Annotated in this window: 19 protein-coding genes and 1 riboswitch; of the genes, 12 read left to right on the top strand and 7 right to left on the bottom strand. The window is 40.7% G+C overall.

Annotated elements, in window-relative coordinates; genetic code table 11:
* The first annotated feature begins 4 nt into the window (after positions 1–4).
* Positions 5–1,198, top strand: coding sequence for a putative lipid II flippase FtsW (ftsW, locus tag F3J02_RS13990; RefSeq protein ID WP_005291305.1), 1,194 nt, complete (start codon positions 5–7; stop codon positions 1,196–1,198).
* Between the two features lie 49 nt (positions 1,199–1,247).
* Here ftsW and gluQRS read toward each other — a convergent pair whose 3' ends face one another.
* The 5 genes from gluQRS to thiC all read right to left on the bottom strand — a co-directional run bounded on the left by gluQRS (position 1,248) and on the right by thiC (position 6,384).
* Positions 1,248–2,111 (bottom strand): tRNA glutamyl-Q(34) synthetase GluQRS, encoded by an 864-nt coding sequence (gene gluQRS, locus F3J02_RS13995; protein WP_167250225.1) that lies wholly within the window; start codon positions 2,109–2,111, stop codon positions 1,248–1,250.
* A gap of 132 nt (positions 2,112–2,243) precedes the next feature.
* A complete protein-coding gene (gene dksA, locus F3J02_RS14000; protein WP_004656335.1) occupies positions 2,244–2,774 on the bottom strand; it encodes an RNA polymerase-binding protein DksA in 531 nt (176 codons plus the stop codon).
* A gap of 189 nt (positions 2,775–2,963) precedes the next feature.
* Entirely contained in the window at positions 2,964–3,779 is an 816-nt protein-coding gene (cpdA, locus tag F3J02_RS14005; RefSeq protein WP_167250227.1) for a 3',5'-cyclic-AMP phosphodiesterase, read from the bottom strand.
* Between the two features lie 22 nt (positions 3,780–3,801).
* Positions 3,802–4,413 carry an NUDIX domain-containing protein gene (locus F3J02_RS14010; RefSeq protein WP_167250229.1) on the bottom strand — a complete coding sequence of 204 codons (612 nt, stop codon included), beginning with the start codon at positions 4,411–4,413 and terminating at the stop codon, positions 3,802–3,804.
* A gap of 75 nt (positions 4,414–4,488) precedes the next feature.
* A complete protein-coding gene (gene thiC / locus F3J02_RS14015) occupies positions 4,489–6,384 on the bottom strand; it encodes a phosphomethylpyrimidine synthase ThiC (protein ID WP_167250232.1) in 1,896 nt (631 codons plus the stop codon).
* Between the two features lie 89 nt (positions 6,385–6,473).
* A riboswitch (TPP riboswitch) is annotated at positions 6,474–6,594 on the bottom strand.
* Positions 6,595–6,739: 145 nt separating this feature from the next.
* Here thiC and phoU point away from each other — a divergent pair.
* Positions 6,740–7,462, top strand: coding sequence for a phosphate signaling complex protein PhoU (gene phoU / locus F3J02_RS14020; RefSeq protein ID WP_004802187.1), 723 nt, complete (start codon positions 6,740–6,742; stop codon positions 7,460–7,462).
* Between the two features lie 296 nt (positions 7,463–7,758).
* Here phoU and F3J02_RS14025 read toward each other — a convergent pair whose 3' ends face one another.
* On the bottom strand, positions 7,759–8,031 hold the full coding sequence (locus F3J02_RS14025; RefSeq protein ID WP_167250234.1) for an oxidative damage protection protein: 273 nt from the start codon (positions 8,029–8,031) through the stop codon (positions 7,759–7,761).
* A 49-nt stretch (positions 8,032–8,080) separates the two neighbouring features.
* A complete protein-coding gene (gene argH / locus F3J02_RS14030; RefSeq protein ID WP_167250236.1) occupies positions 8,081–9,511 on the bottom strand; it encodes an argininosuccinate lyase in 1,431 nt (476 codons plus the stop codon).
* Between argH and F3J02_RS14035 the strand changes: the two genes are divergently transcribed.
* From F3J02_RS14035 to F3J02_RS14080, 10 genes are all read left to right on the top strand, one after another.
* Positions 9,502–10,644 (top strand): sensor histidine kinase, encoded by a 1,143-nt coding sequence (locus F3J02_RS14035; RefSeq protein ID WP_167250238.1) that lies wholly within the window; start codon positions 9,502–9,504, stop codon positions 10,642–10,644. The two genes, argH and F3J02_RS14035, sit on opposite strands and share 10 nt — an antisense overlap.
* A 57-nt stretch (positions 10,645–10,701) precedes the next feature.
* Positions 10,702–11,442 (top strand): LytR/AlgR family response regulator transcription factor, encoded by a 741-nt coding sequence (locus tag F3J02_RS14040; protein WP_167250240.1) that lies wholly within the window; start codon positions 10,702–10,704, stop codon positions 11,440–11,442.
* A 111-nt stretch (positions 11,443–11,553) separates the two neighbouring features.
* Positions 11,554–12,471 carry a hydroxymethylbilane synthase gene (gene hemC / locus F3J02_RS14045; protein WP_167250582.1) on the top strand — a complete coding sequence of 306 codons (918 nt, stop codon included), beginning with the start codon at positions 11,554–11,556 and terminating at the stop codon, positions 12,469–12,471.
* Positions 12,471–13,247 carry a uroporphyrinogen-III synthase gene (locus F3J02_RS14050; protein WP_167250242.1) on the top strand — a complete coding sequence of 259 codons (777 nt, stop codon included), beginning with the start codon at positions 12,471–12,473 and terminating at the stop codon, positions 13,245–13,247. Before hemC ends, F3J02_RS14050 begins: the two co-directional genes overlap by 1 nt.
* On the top strand, positions 13,244–14,071 hold the full coding sequence (locus tag F3J02_RS14055) for a hypothetical protein (protein ID WP_167250244.1): 828 nt from the start codon (positions 13,244–13,246) through the stop codon (positions 14,069–14,071). Before F3J02_RS14050 ends, F3J02_RS14055 begins: the two co-directional genes overlap by 4 nt.
* 6 nt (positions 14,072–14,077) lie before the next feature.
* Positions 14,078–15,271, top strand: coding sequence for a heme biosynthesis protein HemY (locus F3J02_RS14060; RefSeq protein WP_167250246.1), 1,194 nt, complete (start codon positions 14,078–14,080; stop codon positions 15,269–15,271).
* Between the two features lie 8 nt (positions 15,272–15,279).
* Complete coding sequence (locus F3J02_RS14065) at positions 15,280–15,717, top strand: acyl-CoA thioesterase (RefSeq protein ID WP_216076282.1); 438 nt, start codon at positions 15,280–15,282, stop codon at positions 15,715–15,717.
* 390 nt (positions 15,718–16,107) lie between these two features.
* Positions 16,108–16,434, top strand: a complete 327-nt coding sequence (locus F3J02_RS14070; RefSeq protein ID WP_004802206.1) for an H-NS family nucleoid-associated regulatory protein — start codon at positions 16,108–16,110, stop codon at positions 16,432–16,434.
* 177 nt (positions 16,435–16,611) lie between these two features.
* On the top strand, positions 16,612–17,355 hold the full coding sequence (gspN, locus tag F3J02_RS14075; RefSeq protein WP_167250248.1) for a type II secretion system protein N: 744 nt from the start codon (positions 16,612–16,614) through the stop codon (positions 17,353–17,355).
* Entirely contained in the window at positions 17,355–18,191 is an 837-nt protein-coding gene (locus tag F3J02_RS14080; protein ID WP_167250250.1) for a type II secretion system protein N, read from the top strand. Before gspN ends, F3J02_RS14080 begins: the two co-directional genes overlap by 1 nt.
* Positions 18,192–18,218 lie beyond the last annotated feature (27 nt).

The following is an 18,218-nucleotide window of genomic DNA, read 5'->3' on the forward strand; positions in this document are numbered from 1 at the left end:
AACTATGGCTGATTTAGCCCAAAATACGGTGCAGAAGATTTCGCAATTGCTGAATCGTTTACCCAAGCTACCCGCAGAAATGACGGCACGAAATATCCTGATTTTTTCTGTAATTTCGCTGCTATGTTTCGGCTCAATTATGGTGGCATCTGCATCTATGCCGTATGCTGAATATATTCATGAAAGCCCATTTTACTTCCTAATTCGCCATGGTATTTCGATTGTGGTTGCTGCGGTGGTGGCATTTTTAACCTATCGGGTTTCATTGAATCTCTGGTTTAAAAATGCATTTCCTCTATGGCTGATTACCATTGTTCTGCTCTTGGCAGTATTGGTGGTCGGTTCCGAAGTGAATGGTGCGCATCGCTGGATTAAGGTTGGTGGTTTCACTTTGCAGCCAACCGAAATTGCCAAGATTGTGATGGCAATTTTTACTGCTGACTATGTGGTGCGTCGTGCCAAAGAAGTTCGTACCCACTGGAAAGGCTTATTGCGTTTAAGTGGTGTGATGGCTTTAACGGTTGGTTTCATTGTTGCTGAGCCTGACTTGGGTGCAACTGTCGTTATCGTATTAATGATGGTTGGCGTGTTCTTCTTGGCAGGTGCGCCAGCGACCCAGTTCCTGATCATGCTGGGTGCGATTTTTGCGGGTGTTAGTGCGCTGATTATCTTCGAGCCATTCCGTTTCCAGCGTTTGATTTCGTTTACGAATCCTTGGGCAGATCCATTGGGCGTGGGTTATCAGCTCTCGAATGCCTTGATGGCTTTTGGCCGAGGTGAGTGGTTTGGTACGGGCTTGGGGCATAGTGTACAGAAGCTCTCTTACTTACCGGAAGCACATACGGACTTTATGTTGGCTGTTTTAGGTGAGGAATTTGGTTTCTTTGGCGTGTCAATCGTGATGATACTGTCATTTACCATGTTGGCTTGCTGTATTCGAATTGGTCATCGTGCTTTACAACACAACTATTTGCGTGCAGGTTATTTAGCCTATGGAATTAGCATTATTTTTCTGATGCAGATTCTGGTAAATGCAGGCATGAATATGGGCTTAATGCCAACCAAAGGTTTGACTTTACCGTTTATTAGCTATGGTGGTACATCGTTGATGATGTGTGCAGCGATGATTAGTTTGATTTTAAAGATTGATGCATCGACACAAGAGTTGAACCCACTAAAAGAAGAATCGAATTTCTAAATTGGTTTAGATTAAAAAGCCCTGACTATATTCAGGGCTTTTTTATGACTTATTGAAAAGTTCCCGTCAAATGCATGCCAAAAGGGATAGAGCTTACATCCCATTGTTGTACGGCTTGTTTCAGCATGATATGCGGTTGATCCAGTTCAACTTGGGGTTGCCCTAAGGCTAAAATGGCTTGCCGCAGCAGCTCTGGTGCTTTGTTGATATCCAATGCTTGAGCCAGATTTTGCTTGGAAAGTTTCTGCCCTTGATCGTTCATAGCAAGAGGAAGGTGCATATAGCTTAAACTTGGATACCCAAGTAAAGAACCTAACCATATTTGTCTTGCTGTATTGTCGAGTAAATCCGCACCGCGTACCACATGAGTGATACCTTGCAGATAATCATCTACCACCACAGCCAATTGATAACTGATAATGCCATCGCGACGTTTTAAGACAAAGTCACCGAGATCATGTTGTAAGTTAGAACATTGTTGGCCTTGTAAACGGTCTTCAAAACAAATCAATTGATCTGGGACTTTTAAACGGATGGCTTGATTGGCAAAATCCAGATTTAAATCGCGGCAGGTTCCAGCATAGATATGATTGGAACCCAACATTTTGCGGGTACATTGGCAGGCGTAAATCGATTGTGATTGCTTGAGTTGCTCAAGCACCTGTTCGTAGATATCGAAACGATTTTTTTGAAAAATAATATCTGCATCTGGTTCAAATTGAAAGGCATCAATGCAAGAGAGGATGTGAGTTTCACTGTGGGGATAGATGCGAGGGATATCGGTATCTTCAATCCGAACTAGCCATTTGCCTTGATTGGTCTTAGCATCGCAATAACTCGCAACTGCGGTGAGCAGGGAGCCAAAATGCAATGGACCAGTTGGTGATGGCGCAAATCGTCCTATATAAGACATAAAGATTAAATGGTCGTGTGTTTTTAATCCTCCCCCAGACCCCTCCTTTATAAAGGAGGGGAGTACTCGAATATTATAAGTTTCTAAATTCTCAGTACTCCTCCCTTTTTAAAGGGAGGTTGGGAGGGATTATTAACCGTTATTTTGCTTTTCTTTGATTTCAGCCAAAGTTTTGCAATCGATACAGAGTGTCGCTGTTGGACGAGCTTCTAAACGACGTAAGCCAATCTCGATACCACACGTTTCGCAGAAACCGTAGTCTTCATTTTGAATGGCTTCAATCGATTGTTCGATTTTACGAATGAGTTTGCGTTCACGGTCACGTGTACGTAATTCAATCGCAAATTCTTCTTCTTGCGTCGCGCGGTCATTGACGTCAGGAAGTGCGCTAGATTCGTCTTGCATCGTATTTAAAGTACGATCAACTTCAGACATTAACTCAGCTTTCCATGCATTTAAAATTTGGCGGAAATGCTCAAGTTGTCCTTCAGACATGTATTCTTCATTTTTCTTCGGCTGATAAGGCGCAATTCCAAACAGACTAGCAGTTGTACCACCTTCTGAAGCCTTCGGTTTGGTTTTACGTACACGTTTCGCCGATTTCAGATCATCAATCACTTCTGTCGGTTCGTCCAAGACTTGATTTTGGTTGTCATTCGCCATATAGGGCATTCCTCATCTTACACGTACTATCTATACGCAAAAAATATGGTGATATGCAAGTGTTTTTATAGAAACTAGAGATGGTTTTTTCCATCAAGGGTCGACATCATATAGAGTTTTTGAGCAAGATGGTAGTCATTCCCGTCCAGATTTTGTCTGAAATTGACAATGTAATTTGTAATCAAAAGTTTAGTCATATCCTAAAACTTCAGAACTACTCATCCGTTGTGATGTGGGTAAACGATAGACCTGAGTTTCTAGTTCACCATTCGCTTTAAGACGGATATAGCGATAACCCGGATGCTCTTCATCGAGCGCAAATTTGTCACTTCTTGGTTTGAACTGGATACATGTTGAAGGAGTAGATAAAAATTCAACACCTTGCCATGTATTGATCGAATCTTGATGTACATGACCGCAGACAATCGCTTTGACATTGGAAAAAGGTTGAATTGTTTGCAACAGGTCTGATGTGTTTTTAAGTTTATGCTGGTCAATCCACGCTGATTGCATAGCAAAAGGATGGTGGTGACACGCAATAATCACATGACGATCATGTCGTTGAGTGAGTAATTGGGTGAGTTGCTGTAATTGTGCATCGGCAATTTTTCCATCAATGCGTTTTGGTTGCGCGCTATTTAGTAAAATGATGCACCATTGCCCCAACTCAATTACAGTTGGCTGGGTTGGATCCGTTTCATGAAATGGAAAATGCGCCACATCATCATGATTGCCTGGCGTATGGAAAAAAGGAATTCCCAAGCTTTGCATATGTTGTACATAGCGTTTATATGTCAAAGGTGTAGGCGATTGAGCCAAATCACCCGTGTGCACAATAAGGTCAATATGAGGATGTTGCTGGCGCATCAAGTCGATTACAGCATGAAAACTTTGTTCGGGTTGCATTCCGACAAATTCTAAATGTGGATACTCTAATAAATGTGTATCAGTAATCTGTATCATCACAAAATCTTGTTGCGATAATGATGAGACTTGGAAAGTCACCGTCTTTAGCCCCTTCAGATTTTTATCTTTGTTGTATATGTCGAGACAGCCACTGCAATGCCATGATTACAGGTGCGTTTCTCAACCGCCCGTTATTTAATAATGCTTCTAATGCGGAATAATTAAATAGATGGAGTTGGATATTTTCACCTTCATCTGGCATCCCAAAAATGCCCCCGTCCTTTGGCAAATCAACTTCTGCTACATATAAATGAAAAAATTCAGAACATGCGCCAGCAGAAGGGTAGAAGCTAAATAAATGTTTTAATGTTGTGATCTCACAGCCGGATTCCTCTAGGCTTTCACGGCGAATACAGTTTTCTGGAGATTCATCTCCATCGAGTACCCCCGCAATGACTTCGAGTTGCCATGGCGAAACTGGATCATTCAATGCACCTACACGGAATTGTTCAATCAGTGCAAAGCGTTGTTGTTGATCATTATATAGTAAAACGCCAGCGGCTTCTGGACGATGAACCAATTCACGTTGAATTAAAGGTGAAAAATCAGCTCGGTGAAATAACCGATGTTTTAAGCTCACTTTCTCAACTTGAATGAACCCTCGAAACAAGGGCTCTCGAGATTCTATCGTAACGTCGGTTGCTGAGTAGCTGGCGTGGTCAAGAATAGTCATCTTCAATCAGGATGAGATTGTACATATCTCATCCTAACCGAGAATGATTCGCAGGAAAATCTTTTTTTAGCTGATTTACACCTTGTGGTACAATTTTTGACCATGTTCCTGATAAGCGGTTTTCATTGCATTGAGACCTGCTTCAACTTCTGTTTCTGCATCATTTGACTGCTTGGCATTGTGTTGATTTTGCGCATAATCTCGCACATTCTGGGTGATTTTCATCGAACAGAATTTTGGCCCACACATTGAACAGAAGTGTGCCGACTTATGCGCATCTTTCGGAAGTGTCTCATCATGCATGCTACGTGCAGTATCAGGATCTAAGCTCAAATTAAACTGATCGTCCCAACGAAACTCAAAACGTGCTTTGGATAAGGCATTGTCACGAACTTGCGCACCTGGATGGCCTTTGGCTAAGTCTGCTGCATGTGCTGCAATCTTGTAGGTAATGATGCCGTCTTTAACATCTTTTTTGTTGGGTAAACCCAAATGCTCTTTCGGGGTGACATAGCAGAGCATGGCTGTGCCATACCAACCAATCATCGCAGCACCAATCGCAGAGGTAATATGGTCATAACCCGGTGCGATGTCTGTAGTGAGTGGGCCAAGAGTGTAGAAAGGTGCTTCTTTACAGACTTCGAGTTGAAGATCCATGTTTTCTTTAATCATATGCATTGGCACATGCCCTGGGCCTTCAATCATGACTTGTACATCATGTTCCCAAGCACGATGCGTCAATTCACCCAAGGTTTTTAGCTCACTAAACTGCGCTTCATCATTGGCATCTTGAATACAACCAGGACGTAAGCCATCACCCAAACTGAATGACACGTCATAGGCCTTCATGATTTCGCAGATTTCATCAAAATGTGTATATAAGAAGTTTTCTTCATGATGGGCTAAACACCATTGTGCCATGATTGAACCACCGCGAGAGACAATCCCAGTAAGGCGATTTGCCGTCATTGGTACGTAGCGCAGTAATACCCCAGCGTGGATGGTGAAATAATCTACGCCTTGTTCAGCCTGCTCAATCAGCGTGTCTTTAAAAATTTCCCATGTTAGGTCTTCAGCTACACCATCGACTTTTTCGAGTGCTTGATAGATCGGAACAGTTCCGATTGGAACAGGCGAGTTGCGGATAATCCATTCACGGGTTTCATGGATATTTTTACCCGTCGATAAATCCATGATGGTGTCTGCACCCCAACGGGTTGCCCAGGTCATCTTCGCGACTTCTTCATCAATCGATGAGCCGAGCGCAGAGTTGCCGATATTGGCATTAATCTTGACTAAGAAATTGCGACCAATAATCATGGGTTCGCATTCAGGATGGTTAATGTTGGCAGGAATAATGGCGCGACCTGCGGCAACTTCTTGACGTACAAACTCAGGGGTAATTTCTCTTAGGTTTTGTGCGCCAAAGTTTTGACCTGCATGTTGACGCATATCAACATTTTCACGCTGGCGTTGATTTTCACGGATGGCAATATATTCCATTTCAGGCGTAATAATACCTTGCTGGGCATAATGCATTTGTGTGACATTTTTTCCGATTTGTGCGCGACGTGGGTTTTGAATATGGGCAAAACGGATTTCAGCAGTGCGGATGTCTTTTAAACGGGCTTGACCAAACTCTGAACTTAAGCCATTCAAGACATCGGTATCTTGGCGTTCTTCAATCCATGCTTGACGAACTAAAGGCAAACCTTTGTTTAAGTCGATTTGTACATTTGGATCGGTATATACACCAGAAGTGTCATACACCATAACAGGTGGATTATGCTCGCCACCTAGACCTGTTGGGGTTTCAGTTAAGCTAATCTCGCGGAAGGGTACTTGGATATCGGGGCGAGAACCTTCTACATAGACTTTTTTCGATGCAGGTAAAATACGGGTTAAATCTTTAGCGTCTTGCTCATGTTGAGCAGAAATATCAGCAGGGGAAAGATTCGTTAATTGGTTCATGGCATGATCCTTATGTATGGCATTAACGAATCAAGCACGAGCAAAAACGATGGCGGATTCATCTCTTGAATGAGATAAACTGAGGCGAAGTTTTTGTTGGGCTTGATTCCTACGCAGGTGTTAACCTGATCAGGTTCAACGGTACTTATCTTTAAATTGAGTAATTAAGATAATCTCAGCAGTTTGTTAACTGCGCTCCGTCAAGCTAGGCATTTAGCCTAACAGATTTTTTTATTTTTGTTGTATCAATTCACACCAATCAACAAGACTGAATCCGTGCTATTGTCATAAAAGTTTCATCATTTCTATGTTTTAATCACCAATCATTTTTCCATGTGTCTAGTGGAGGCATACTGTGAGCCCAAGCAATCCTGTGTTAAGTCATCATATTTCTTCACAATTTAATGAAGACTTGCAAGATGTGCATACCAAGTTTATGACCATGGGTGGATTAGTGGAGCAACAAGTTGCTAACTCAATTCATGCTTTATTAGACACAGATGCTAACTTAGCCATTGATGTGCAGTTTAAAGACAATGCCGTGAATCAATTCGAACGTGATATTGATGAAGGCTTAACTCTGATTCTCGCGCGTCGTCATCCAGCAGCAATCGATTTGCGTATGGTAATTGCGATGAGTAAAGCCAATACTGATTTAGAGCGTATTGGGGATGAAGCTGCAAAAATTGCACGTATCGCTCAAAACCTCTGTGAAGAAGGTGAGTCACCTCGTGGCTATATGGAAACACGTCATATTGGTAACCAAGTACGTGTCATGATTCATGATGCATTGGATGCTTTTGCGCGTTTAGATGTAGAACAAGCCTTGAAAGTCGTGATGGCGGATGTGGATATTGACCGTGAATATCAGTCAGCAACACGTACTTTAATGACGTATATGATCGAAGATCCTCGTCATATTTCACGTGTAATTAACGTAATGTGGGTGTTACGCTCGTTAGAGCGCATCGGCGATCACGCGCGTAATATTTCAGAACAAGTCATTTATATGGCGAAAGGTACAGATGTACGTCATACCAGCATTGAAGAAATTGAACAGAAAGTACATCAAAAATAATAGCGTAAAAATAAAATAATATTGAGCCGCTCAAACTTGGGCGGCTTTTAATTTTCAAGAGTTATAAATAAAAAAATCCCAGACTTCGGGGGAAAAGTCTGGGAGAGAAATATCATGCGTTACGTGAGATATCAACGTATCTCTTTGTCCTTCTGAATACAACTATAAGAGTGATACTGAATTATGTCATGTAGACAACTGTGTATACTCTGTAATCCTTTATTACTTATGTAAATATCACGTAAAAAGAGAGCTGAAAACAGCTCTCCTTTTACGGCAAAGTTAGGCAATACTGCTTATTTTTCTTCAGTCCAACCTTCAGCTTTTTCTACGCTTTCATCGTTATTGAAGAATTTTTCACGTTGTTCTTCAAGAAACTTTTTTGCATCAGGTTCAAATACATTCAAACGTTTTTCATTGATCAATGTCGTTTGATGTTTTAACCATTCCTGCCATGCCTGTTTTGAAACTGTTTCAAAGAGTTCTTGACCTTTCGGGCCTGGGAATGGAGCAAAGTCCAAACCTTCAAGCTCTTGTTTATATTTACGGCAGAGTACTTGTCTAGTCATTATGCTATCCAATAAAAGTCCCTCTTTGATAAAGAGGGATATAGGGAAATTAATATAACTGTTCTAGGCGAGTGTGGGCACGCGCAATCGCAGCTTCAACCTGTTTTGGAGACGTACCACCAATGTGATCACGTGCATTGACAGAGGCTTCTAGTGTCAATGCTTTATCAAATACATCTGCTGTGATTAGATCAGAAAATTGTTGTAGTTGTTCAAGTGTGAGCTCAGATAAATCTTTTTCTTCTGCTACACCTAAAGCTACGGCTTTACCTACAATTTCATGTGCATCACGGAACGCAACGCCTTTTTTCACAAGGTAGTCTGCGAGGTCGGTTGCGGTTGAGAAACCACGTAAAGCTGCTTCACGCATAATTTCGATATTTGGGACTAAAGCTGGAACCATATCAGCAAATGCCATCAATGAACCACGAACGGTATCAATCGCATCAAATAATGGTTCTTTGTCTTCTTGGTTGTCTTTGTTATATGCCAATGGTTGGCCTTTCATTAAGGTCAATAGGCTAATTAAGTCACCAAAAACACGACCTGATTTACCACGCACCAGTTCAGGTACATCTGGGTTTTTCTTCTGCGGCATAATTGAAGAGCCTGTGCAGAAGCGATCTGGAATATTCACGAACTTGAATTGTGCAGAAGTCCATAAAATAAGTTCTTCAGACATGCGCGATAAATGCATCATGATGAGGGATGCAGCTGCATTAAATTCAATAGCAAAGTCACGATCAGAAACAGCATCTAACGAATTTTCTGAAACAGCTTCAAAACCTAGCAATTCTGCGGTATACGCACGGTCAATCGGGAAAGTTGTTCCAGCTAAAGCTGCTGAGCCGAGTGGCATACGATTCACACGTTTACGACAGTCCTGTAGACGCTCTGTATCACGGACGAGCATTTCAAACCATGCCAGTAAGTGATGACCAAAGGTCACGGGCTGAGCTGTTTGTAGGTGTGTGAAACCTGGCATAATTGTGTTGGTATTTTTACTTGCTAGACCGAGTAAGCCTTTTTGTAAGCGTAATAGTAAACCTAAGATGTCATCAATTTCATCACGCAAATATAAGCGGATGTCAGTTGCAACTTGATCGTTACGACTACGGCCTGTATGTAATTTTTTTCCGGTAATGCCGATACGTTGAGTCAAACGAGACTCAATGTTCATATGTACGTCTTCTAAATCAATACGCCATTCAAAGTTACCTGCTTCAATTTCAGCTTGAATGGTGCTCAAACCTTGAATGATGTCATCACGTTCAGCCTCAGTGAGTACACCTACTTTGGCAAGCATGGTTGCATGTGCAATTGAGCCTGCAATATCTTGTTTATAAAAACGTTGGTCAAATTGCACAGATGCGGTAAATTCTGCAACAAAAGCATCTGTTGCTTCAGAGAAGCGACCGCCCCACATTCCAGAGGTTTGATTTGGGCTGGCTGAAGAAGAGGATTGAGAAGATGTGGTCATGGCGGCTCAGCAAAATAAAAAAGAGTATAGCAAATCCAAACGCAGTTGCTGAAACTCGACGTAAGAAGTTATCGCAAACTCGTCAGGGGAATCTATCGGGCTCCTATTTTTTTACGAAAATTGGGCAATGGCAATACTTATTGGAATTAATTGTAGCAAGTAATGTCTTGGCGATGGTGTTGGCTTTGGCTGAAGCGCGCTCATGGCAAGCCTTAGAGGGCTTTCGTGTTCTGCAATATATGGTGTTTATTAATTGGGTGATTTTGTCTTTCGCAACACTAGTTGATTATTTTAAGGAATTTTTTGCTAAGTTTAGTCAGAAAGTTGCCTTGATAATGGGTTTTGTACTGCTACAACTGATTGTGCTTTTTACGACATGTGCGATCAATATGATTCAATTTTGGGCTGCACGGTCAGGCTCATTTTCAGAGGAGATTTTATTTCACGGAACCAGTCTGCATTTAGGCTATGGTGTTTTGTTAGGTGCTTTCTGCTTGCGTTACTTATATATGCGTGAGCAATGGATGAATCAGCAATATAGTGAACTGAATGCGCGGATTCAGGCCATGCAAGCGCGGATACATCCTCATTTCTTATTTAATAGTATGAATAGTGTGGTGAGCTTAATTGCGATTGACCCTGAAAAAGCTGAAAATATGTTGATTAATCTGTCGCGTTTATTTCGAGCGAGTTTTCAAGAACTGAAGCTAGTCAGCTTAGCTGAGGAAATTGACTTATGTCAGCAATATTTAAGTATAGAAAAGATGCGTTTAGGTGCGCGTTTGAATGTAGAATGGAAGATACAGGCGACACCAATTGAATTAAAACGAGTGACGATTCCGTTATTAACGTTGCAACCTTTGCTTGAGAATAGTATTTTTCATGGGGTGGAAAAAGTTTTGCAGCCTTCGACCGTTAGTGTATTGGTTGAAATATTGCAAAATCAAGTCAGTATAGTCATTACTAACCCTTATTCTCACGATACAATAAAATCGAGAAAGGGAAATGGTATTGCGATAGACAATGTGAAGCAGCGCCTGAAAGCTTATTATGGGCAAACGGTTAAGTTTCAGATTTATGGGGGAACGTCGTTATATACGACGGTGGTGAGCTACCACTATCGAGTAAAATAATAAGTCAAGTTAACCATAAAAAATATGGATGAAGTTAACGGTGACAAGGAGAAGAGGATGAGAGTTCTGATTGCTGATGATGAGCCTCTCGCAGTAGAGCGTTTGTCACGTTTAGTGACCCAGATGGGGCACGAAGTCATTGCGACGGCGCATCATGGTCAGGATGTGTTAAATCATATTGAAAACGACTCACCTGATGTCGTTTTACTAGATATTCAAATGCCAGGGATGAATGGTTTGGAATGTGCTGAACAACTCAGCCAGCTCCATCCTCGTCCTGCGATTATTTTTTGTACGGCATATGATCAACATGCATTGGAAGCATTTAAATTTCAAGCACAAGGATATTTACTTAAACCTGTTGCACAACAAGATTTACAGCAGGTGTTTAATCATTTAACCCATCTTACACAAGCACAAATGACTGGTTTAAAACAACAAGACGATATGTACGATACCAAAACACAACGCCATCAAATTGCTGCGAAAACTTATCGCGGAGTAGAACTGATTCCACTAGAGAATGTTTATTATTTTTTAGCAGATCAGAAATATGTCACCGTTCGCCATAAAAATGGCAGTGTGTTGATTGACGAAACCTTAAAAGACTTGGAATTAGAATTTGCAGATCGTTTTATCCGGATCCATCGTAATGCCTTGGTCTCGTTAGACTATCTTGAAGGTTTGGAGTTGGTGGCTGCTGGTCAGTATCAGGTGCGTTTGCGTGAGTTGGAGGAGCGATTGTCAGTTAGCCGTCGTCACCTACCAAGTTTAAGAGAGTGCATGCATCAATTATAAAACCCAGCTTTTCAGCTGAATGATTGATCACTTTATGATTTTTTACTTGCAATTTCAGGTGATCAAGTTAAGTTTGGAACAATTGCTTTGATCAATACTTACCTTGAATTTATGAAAACCTTAAAAATTGCGACTCGACAAAGCCCTCTTGCTCTTTGGCAGGCGGAACATATTCGTTCTCGTTTAAATGTGCTTTATCCAGATTTAACGGTTGAATTGGTTAAGTTTGTCACCCAAGGCGATAAGATTTTAGATACACCGTTAGCAAAAATTGGTGGCAAAGGTTTATTCGTAAAAGAGCTGGAAGCTGCATTACTGGATGGTCGTGCAGATTTGGCTGTACATTCAATGAAAGATGTACCGATGCATTTGCCTGAAGGCTTAAGCTTAGCTGTGATCTGTGAACGTGAAGATCCTTTGGATGCGTTTGTCTCAAACCAGTACTCGCATTTTGATGAGTTGCCACAAGGCGCAAAAGTAGGAACATCTAGCCTACGCCGTAAGTGTCAAATTTTACAGCTACGCCCTGATTTAGAGATTATCGATTTGCGCGGTAATGTCGGAACGCGGTTATCTAAGCTGGATGATGGCTTGTATGATGCGATTATCTTAGCCAGTGCTGGTTTAAAACGTTTAGGTCTGGCAGATCGGATTCGTCATTGCTTAACACCAGTTGTGAGTTTACCTGCGGTGGGTCAAGGTGCACTCGGTTTGGAATGTCGTACGGATGATGTTGCATTATTAGAGTTGATTCAGCCATTACAACACGAAGAAACTTCGATCTGTGTACGAGCAGAACGTGCTTTTAATGCCTATCTCGAAGGTGGTTGTCAGGTTCCAATTGCAGGTTATGCAACCTTAGCCAACGATCAATTACACATTGAAGGACGTGTTGGCAGTGTAGATGGCAACACCTTGTTGAAAGAGCAATTGGTTGGTGCAACAGTCGATGCTGAGCAACTTGGTGAACAGCTCGCTCAGCGATTGCTGGCGCAAGGTGCAGGTGAATTGCTCAAAGCGTTGTATTAATGCTGTTTATTAATACACGTCCTGATGACCGTGCTTCTGTTTTAACTCAAGCATTGAATGAGGTGGGCTATCAGGTTGAAGCATTACCTTTGCTTGAGTTGGTTGCAGAGCCTTTTTCTAAAGCTTTGCAACAACTTTACTTAGCCTTGGTTGAGACTCAAGTAATCGTGGTGGTTAGCCCGACTGCCGTTGACATTGGAATACGTTATTTGCAGCAAGCGGGATTGCAACTAGATCAGCTTAAACATATTCAATGGGTCGCTGTGGGACAAGCTACAGCAAAGGCTTTAGCTGAATTTAAAATAGTAAGTGTGGTACCTGAGGTGGAAACTTCAGAGGGCATGTTAGAACTTCCAATTTTAAAACAACAGAAAGACCTAACCAAAATAGCGTTCTGGCGTGGTTTGGGCGGCAGACAGTTTATGATGCAGCAATTGCAGCAACAGGGTGTCGAAATTCTAAATTTTGTACTCTATCATCGTCAGTGTCCAACGCAGAGTTTTATTGCATTTCCTGAAATTGTAAAAAAAATAGGTTTAAATCAGCCTGTTGCTGTGTTGATTAGTAGTGAGGCGAGCTGGAATCATTGGCAACAACTCTGCAGTCAGCATGCCTGTGCTGCCGATTGGATTTATTTAGTTTTGGGTGCACGTTTAGTTCAAGTCTTGGAACGTGCTCAGCGGCAGATGGGGAAAGGATTTAACATTATTCAGCTTGAAAATTTATCTGCATCAGAGATCATTCATCGTATGAGTGACTGGCAAGGACATGTATGAGAAAAATTGGTTATCTAATATTAGGATTGAGTTTATTGTGGTTGGCTAAACTCAGTTATGATGTTGCACAATATTCTCAGACTGTACCGCAGTTACAACAACAGTTAGACCAAACTGAGCAACGTTATGCTTTATTGAATGATCAATTTGTTGCTGTGCAACGTCAGTTGCAAAATACCAGCCCTGTAGAACCTACGGATAGTGTTGCTATTCCGACGACGCTAACAGGCATTGCTCCCGTTATTTTGATTAAACAGCAAATGCAATTGGTACAATTTGCATTAGATCAACAGCAGTTTATCTACGCGCTAGATCAACTCAACCAAGTGGAGCAGCATGTTGTGCAATATGCTGTATCTCCTGCCTTACAACATAGTTTGGTTAAGTCGATTGAGCAGGATAAACAAATTATTCAGCAATATGTTTTGAGCCAGACACAGCAACAGCAGCAACTGGACAATTTGTTGCAGCAATTAGATCAGAAGATTCAACAAGAAATCCGAAATCCGAAAGTTAGCATGACAAACAATGAAGCGGCGTCGTGGTGGCAGTGGTTTAAATTAGAAAAAATACAGCGCAACTCACCAGATTTGATGAACCGTAATATTACCTTGAAAGAAGCACAATTGCGTTTGTTACTCGCTTCTCAAGCCTTAAAACAAGGGCAACTGACAGAATATCGAAAATCGATTCTAGAGGTGATGCAACTAGTTGCTGAATTACCAGATCAAAATAGCCAGCAAATGAAATTGCGTTTAGAGAAAATCTTAAATTTACCCGCAGTACCAACACCGAAACTAACCACACTTGGTTTGTTGGGGTAAAGCTTTATGAAACGTTTACTGTTGATTTATGTGCTTGCAAGTCTGGTGTTATTTGCACTGTTTGCTGTATTGAGTTATGGCTATGGAAATGGCTATGTCTATATCTATTGGCGAGATTGGCAATTCCAAAGTGGTGTTTTAGGGCTAATCGGGCTATTTATTTTGGTCAGCTTATTGGCACAATTTGCTTGGTTATTCGGTAAACGGTCTTTTGCTCGCGAGCAGCGAAAAAAAGAAACGATTCTTCATTTTAAAGATCTGCATCCTTATGAGCAGCTTGGCATTGTTTGGTTGTTGGAAGCAGCCAAAGATCAGCAAGTTTTTATTGAGCGTGTTTATACTCAATCAGGATTGCTTAATCATATTATTGATGCACAATTTGATTATAAAAATGGTGATTATGAGACAGCTTTGCAGAGTCTAGAAAAATCTGCACCGATGGCATTTGAGCTGGCTGAATTGCAGCGTATAGATATTTATCTTGAGCAGCAGGAAACACAGAAAGCGCTCACCCATTTAGAGTTTCTTGCTCAACATCAGCTGTCTCCGTGGTTAACTGAGATTGAAACGGCGTATCAGCAGCGGATTACAGCACTTTGGGGCAAACTTGCGTTACAAGAACCTTGGTTATTCTTGCAAACGACTCAGTATGGTTTGTTGGATGCGGAACACCGTGATTTATGGTTACAACAGCTACTCATACGATTTGATCAGGCTTCTGTAGATGATCTTGCTGCATTGCAGCAACGTTATCTGGTTTTGCAGGATGAGATTCAAACGCGTCCATATAGCAGTAAAGTGCTTTGGTTAAAGTTGTTGGCACGTATGCCAGAAATGAGTTTGCAGCATGAGGATTTGGCACTGCATTTATTGCAGGATCAATTCGATCCCGAAGTATTTTATCTGTGGTTTCAGCAGCAATTACTCAAGCAGATTCCAGATTATGCTTATGTTGAACAGCGTATTATTCAACTGGAGCAGCGTTATACAAGTGTACCAATGCTTAGCTTTGCAAAGTGGCATATTTATGTGTCAACGCAGCGTCAGCAAGACGCCGAGCAGTTATTAACTTTATACCCAGATAACATTTTAATGAGTTATTTAAGGATTAAAGCAACATTGGGTGATAATTCTGATTTAATCAGACAGTTAAATTTAATATTTGAAAATGATGTGAATTTTCTTAATTTTAAGATATGAGTGTAAGTATGAAAGAACTTTCTGTCTACCCAGTAATACATAAGCAAACGATAGCCTGGGGGGATATGGATGCTTTTGGACATGTAAATAATGTACAGTATTATCGTTATATTGAAAGCGCACGAATTGCTTATTTAATGGCATTGAATATCTTTGATCAGGATATATTGACCGTTGTTGCATCAAGCCAATGCAAATATTTAAGTCCAGTATTTTACCCTGATGTGCTGCATATTGGTGCGCGGATTGAAGAGTTAAGAAATAGTGCTTTTCGTATGCATTATGTCTTATGGAGTGAAACGCAGAATCAAGTTGTCGCGACTGGTGAGGCAGTTATGGTCTGCGTTGATAAGCTAACGTCAAAGAAATTAAATATCCCAGATACGATTAGGCAAAAGATAGTTCAACTAGAGCAAAGTGTAGGGCACTCGTTAATATCTCATTAATTATTATAAAGACGATTATGTCTATTTTTGTTTAATTACATAGTAAATTTATATAATAAGGTTCAAACATATCATTTCTGAATGATTGGTGTGTTTGAACCATGATAAGCCCAATAAAATTAGAATTTTTTAGATAAAATTAAGAGTAAATTAATATAAGTCGTATTGTTGATGATCTTCTGCTTGCTTTTATAAAATATGTTTTTATATAACACAGGTGATTTTTTAGGGTTTATTGTAAATAAAATGCTATTTAGTGCTTGATATATGATTAAGTGGGTTATTCTCATATTGATTATTTAATCATTTATAAATTAATATTGAATCGAATTTGAAATTCATTTTATTTTTTGAGTGATATATTTCCCCTATTAAGTCGGAGTGGTTCTAATGAAACCAGATATTAGCGAGTTATCTGTAGAAGATTTGAAGCGTTTACAAGCAGAAGCAGAAGCTTTAATTGCAAGTAAAAAAGATCAAGCTATTGAAGATGCTTATAATCAAATTATTGCAATTGCTGATGCGATTGGCTTTAGTGTTGAAGAATTATTGGAAGTGGGCGAACAAAAGCGTAAGAAAACGACGCGTAAAGCAGTAGAGCCACGCTACCGTAATAAGAGCAATGCTGAAGAAACTTGGACTGGCCGTGGTAAGCAACCACGTTGGTTAGTTGCTGAATTAGAAAAAGGTGCAAAACTTGAAGATTTCTTAATCTAAGCAAGTTTTAAAGTCATCGTTTTGTCATACGATGACTTTATCCTTTATCAAAAGCCAGGCTTAAAAAGCTTGGTTTTTTTATATGAGAGAATTGGCGATGTTGAAAAAGTATGCATAATGTCATTCAGGGGGCGATTGTCTCATAAAGGATGATATTTGCATGTTGGTAAGGGTGGAATGAAGAAAAAAACCAAGCAATGGAGATGGTGGATTTTCGCCATTTTTGCATTTTTAATTTTTATTATTTTACAAATTCCAGCAACATGGTTAATTGCGAAATTTTCAAAAGATAATCAAATATTACATAATGTCAGCGGCAATATTTGGCAAGGGCAAGCAGATTGGCAGCGTGGTCAATTGCGTGGATCAGTCCATTGGAAAACGCGTCCTCTCGATTTGCTATTACTGCGTGTTGGTGCGGATCTTGATATTCACAGTGGTAATACTCAGTTCGATGGAATTTTTGCCTATGGTTTAGGTCAAAAAATGATGATCAAAGACCTGCAAGGTAAAATTTCACCTGAAACATTAAAATATTTTGCGAATTGGCAATGGCCTGAAAATTCGATTCAGCTGAAAGACGTGCAATTGAACTACCAAAAAGAAAAAGGTTTTAGCGCGACCGAAGGTCAATTGAATTGGGGCGGTGGCGCGTTGAGTTATACTTTCGGTCAGCGTCAGGACCGTATGAATATGCCTTCTTTGGTGGCTGATCTGAAAGATGAAAATGGGCAGTTAAAAATTGATGTCCGAGATCAGCGTCAGCAGAAAATGGCAAATTTAAGCTTAGATTCAAATTTGATGCTGGATGTACAGCTAACACAGCGGATGCTGTTGAATATTCCTTCTTACCAAGGTAAGGCAGGGTTGGATACTTATGTGATCAGTTCACGTCAGCCACTGTTGCAAGGTGGTTTCTAATGAAAGCAATCACTCAAAAAATGCAACAACTACGTTGGCAAAAGCTAGATAAGCTCAGTGGTCTGGTTTTAGCACTACTCATCTTATGGTTATGTTGGAAACTGGCTTCTTTATTTTGGTGGGTGGTTGCACCGCCACAACCTATGCAGTTTGATCGAGTTGATCTAGGCTCGCAACAAGCCCAAGTACCCAATATTAGCTCCTTTGCTCTATTTAATGAGCCAGCAGCTGTCTCGGCAGATGATAATGTTAATTTGGAATTGCAAGGTGTATTGTTGGGTCAGCCAAATTACTTGTCTTCCGCTGTGATTAAGTTGAATGATACCGCTGAACGTTATCGTGTTGGTGAGACAGTTGGTTCAACCTCTTACCAATTGGCAGAAGTGTATTGGGATCATGTGATCTTGAGACAAGGTAATGGTGCGACCCGAGAAGTGAAATTCAAGGGATTAGACAACGGTTTGTATCAACCGATTGCACCAGTACTTAATAGTGCGAATAATGTACCACCTCCAGCTGCCACCCCGACTCAGAACTCACCACAATCTGCTTTAGGTCAAGCAATTCAACAAATGCAGGATAATCGCGATCAATACCTGAAAAATATGGGTGTGAGTGGTGGTGGTGATGGTTATGAAATATCGGATAAGACGCCATCGAATTTAAAAAATACCTTGGGTTTACGTTCTGGTGATCGTATTCTATCGATCAATGGTCAAAGCGTCGGGCAAGGGCTTAACGAAGTACAATTATTAGAGCAAGTACGTCGTGAAGGACACGCCAAAATAGAAATAAAACGTGGTGATCAAGTGATGACCATACAACAAAGTTTTTAGTGATCACACGTCACACATCAGTTAGGA

Origin of the sequence: Acinetobacter sp. Tr-809 (genome assembly GCF_011753255.1) — a bacterium.
Lineage (GTDB): Bacteria > Pseudomonadota > Gammaproteobacteria > Pseudomonadales > Moraxellaceae > Acinetobacter.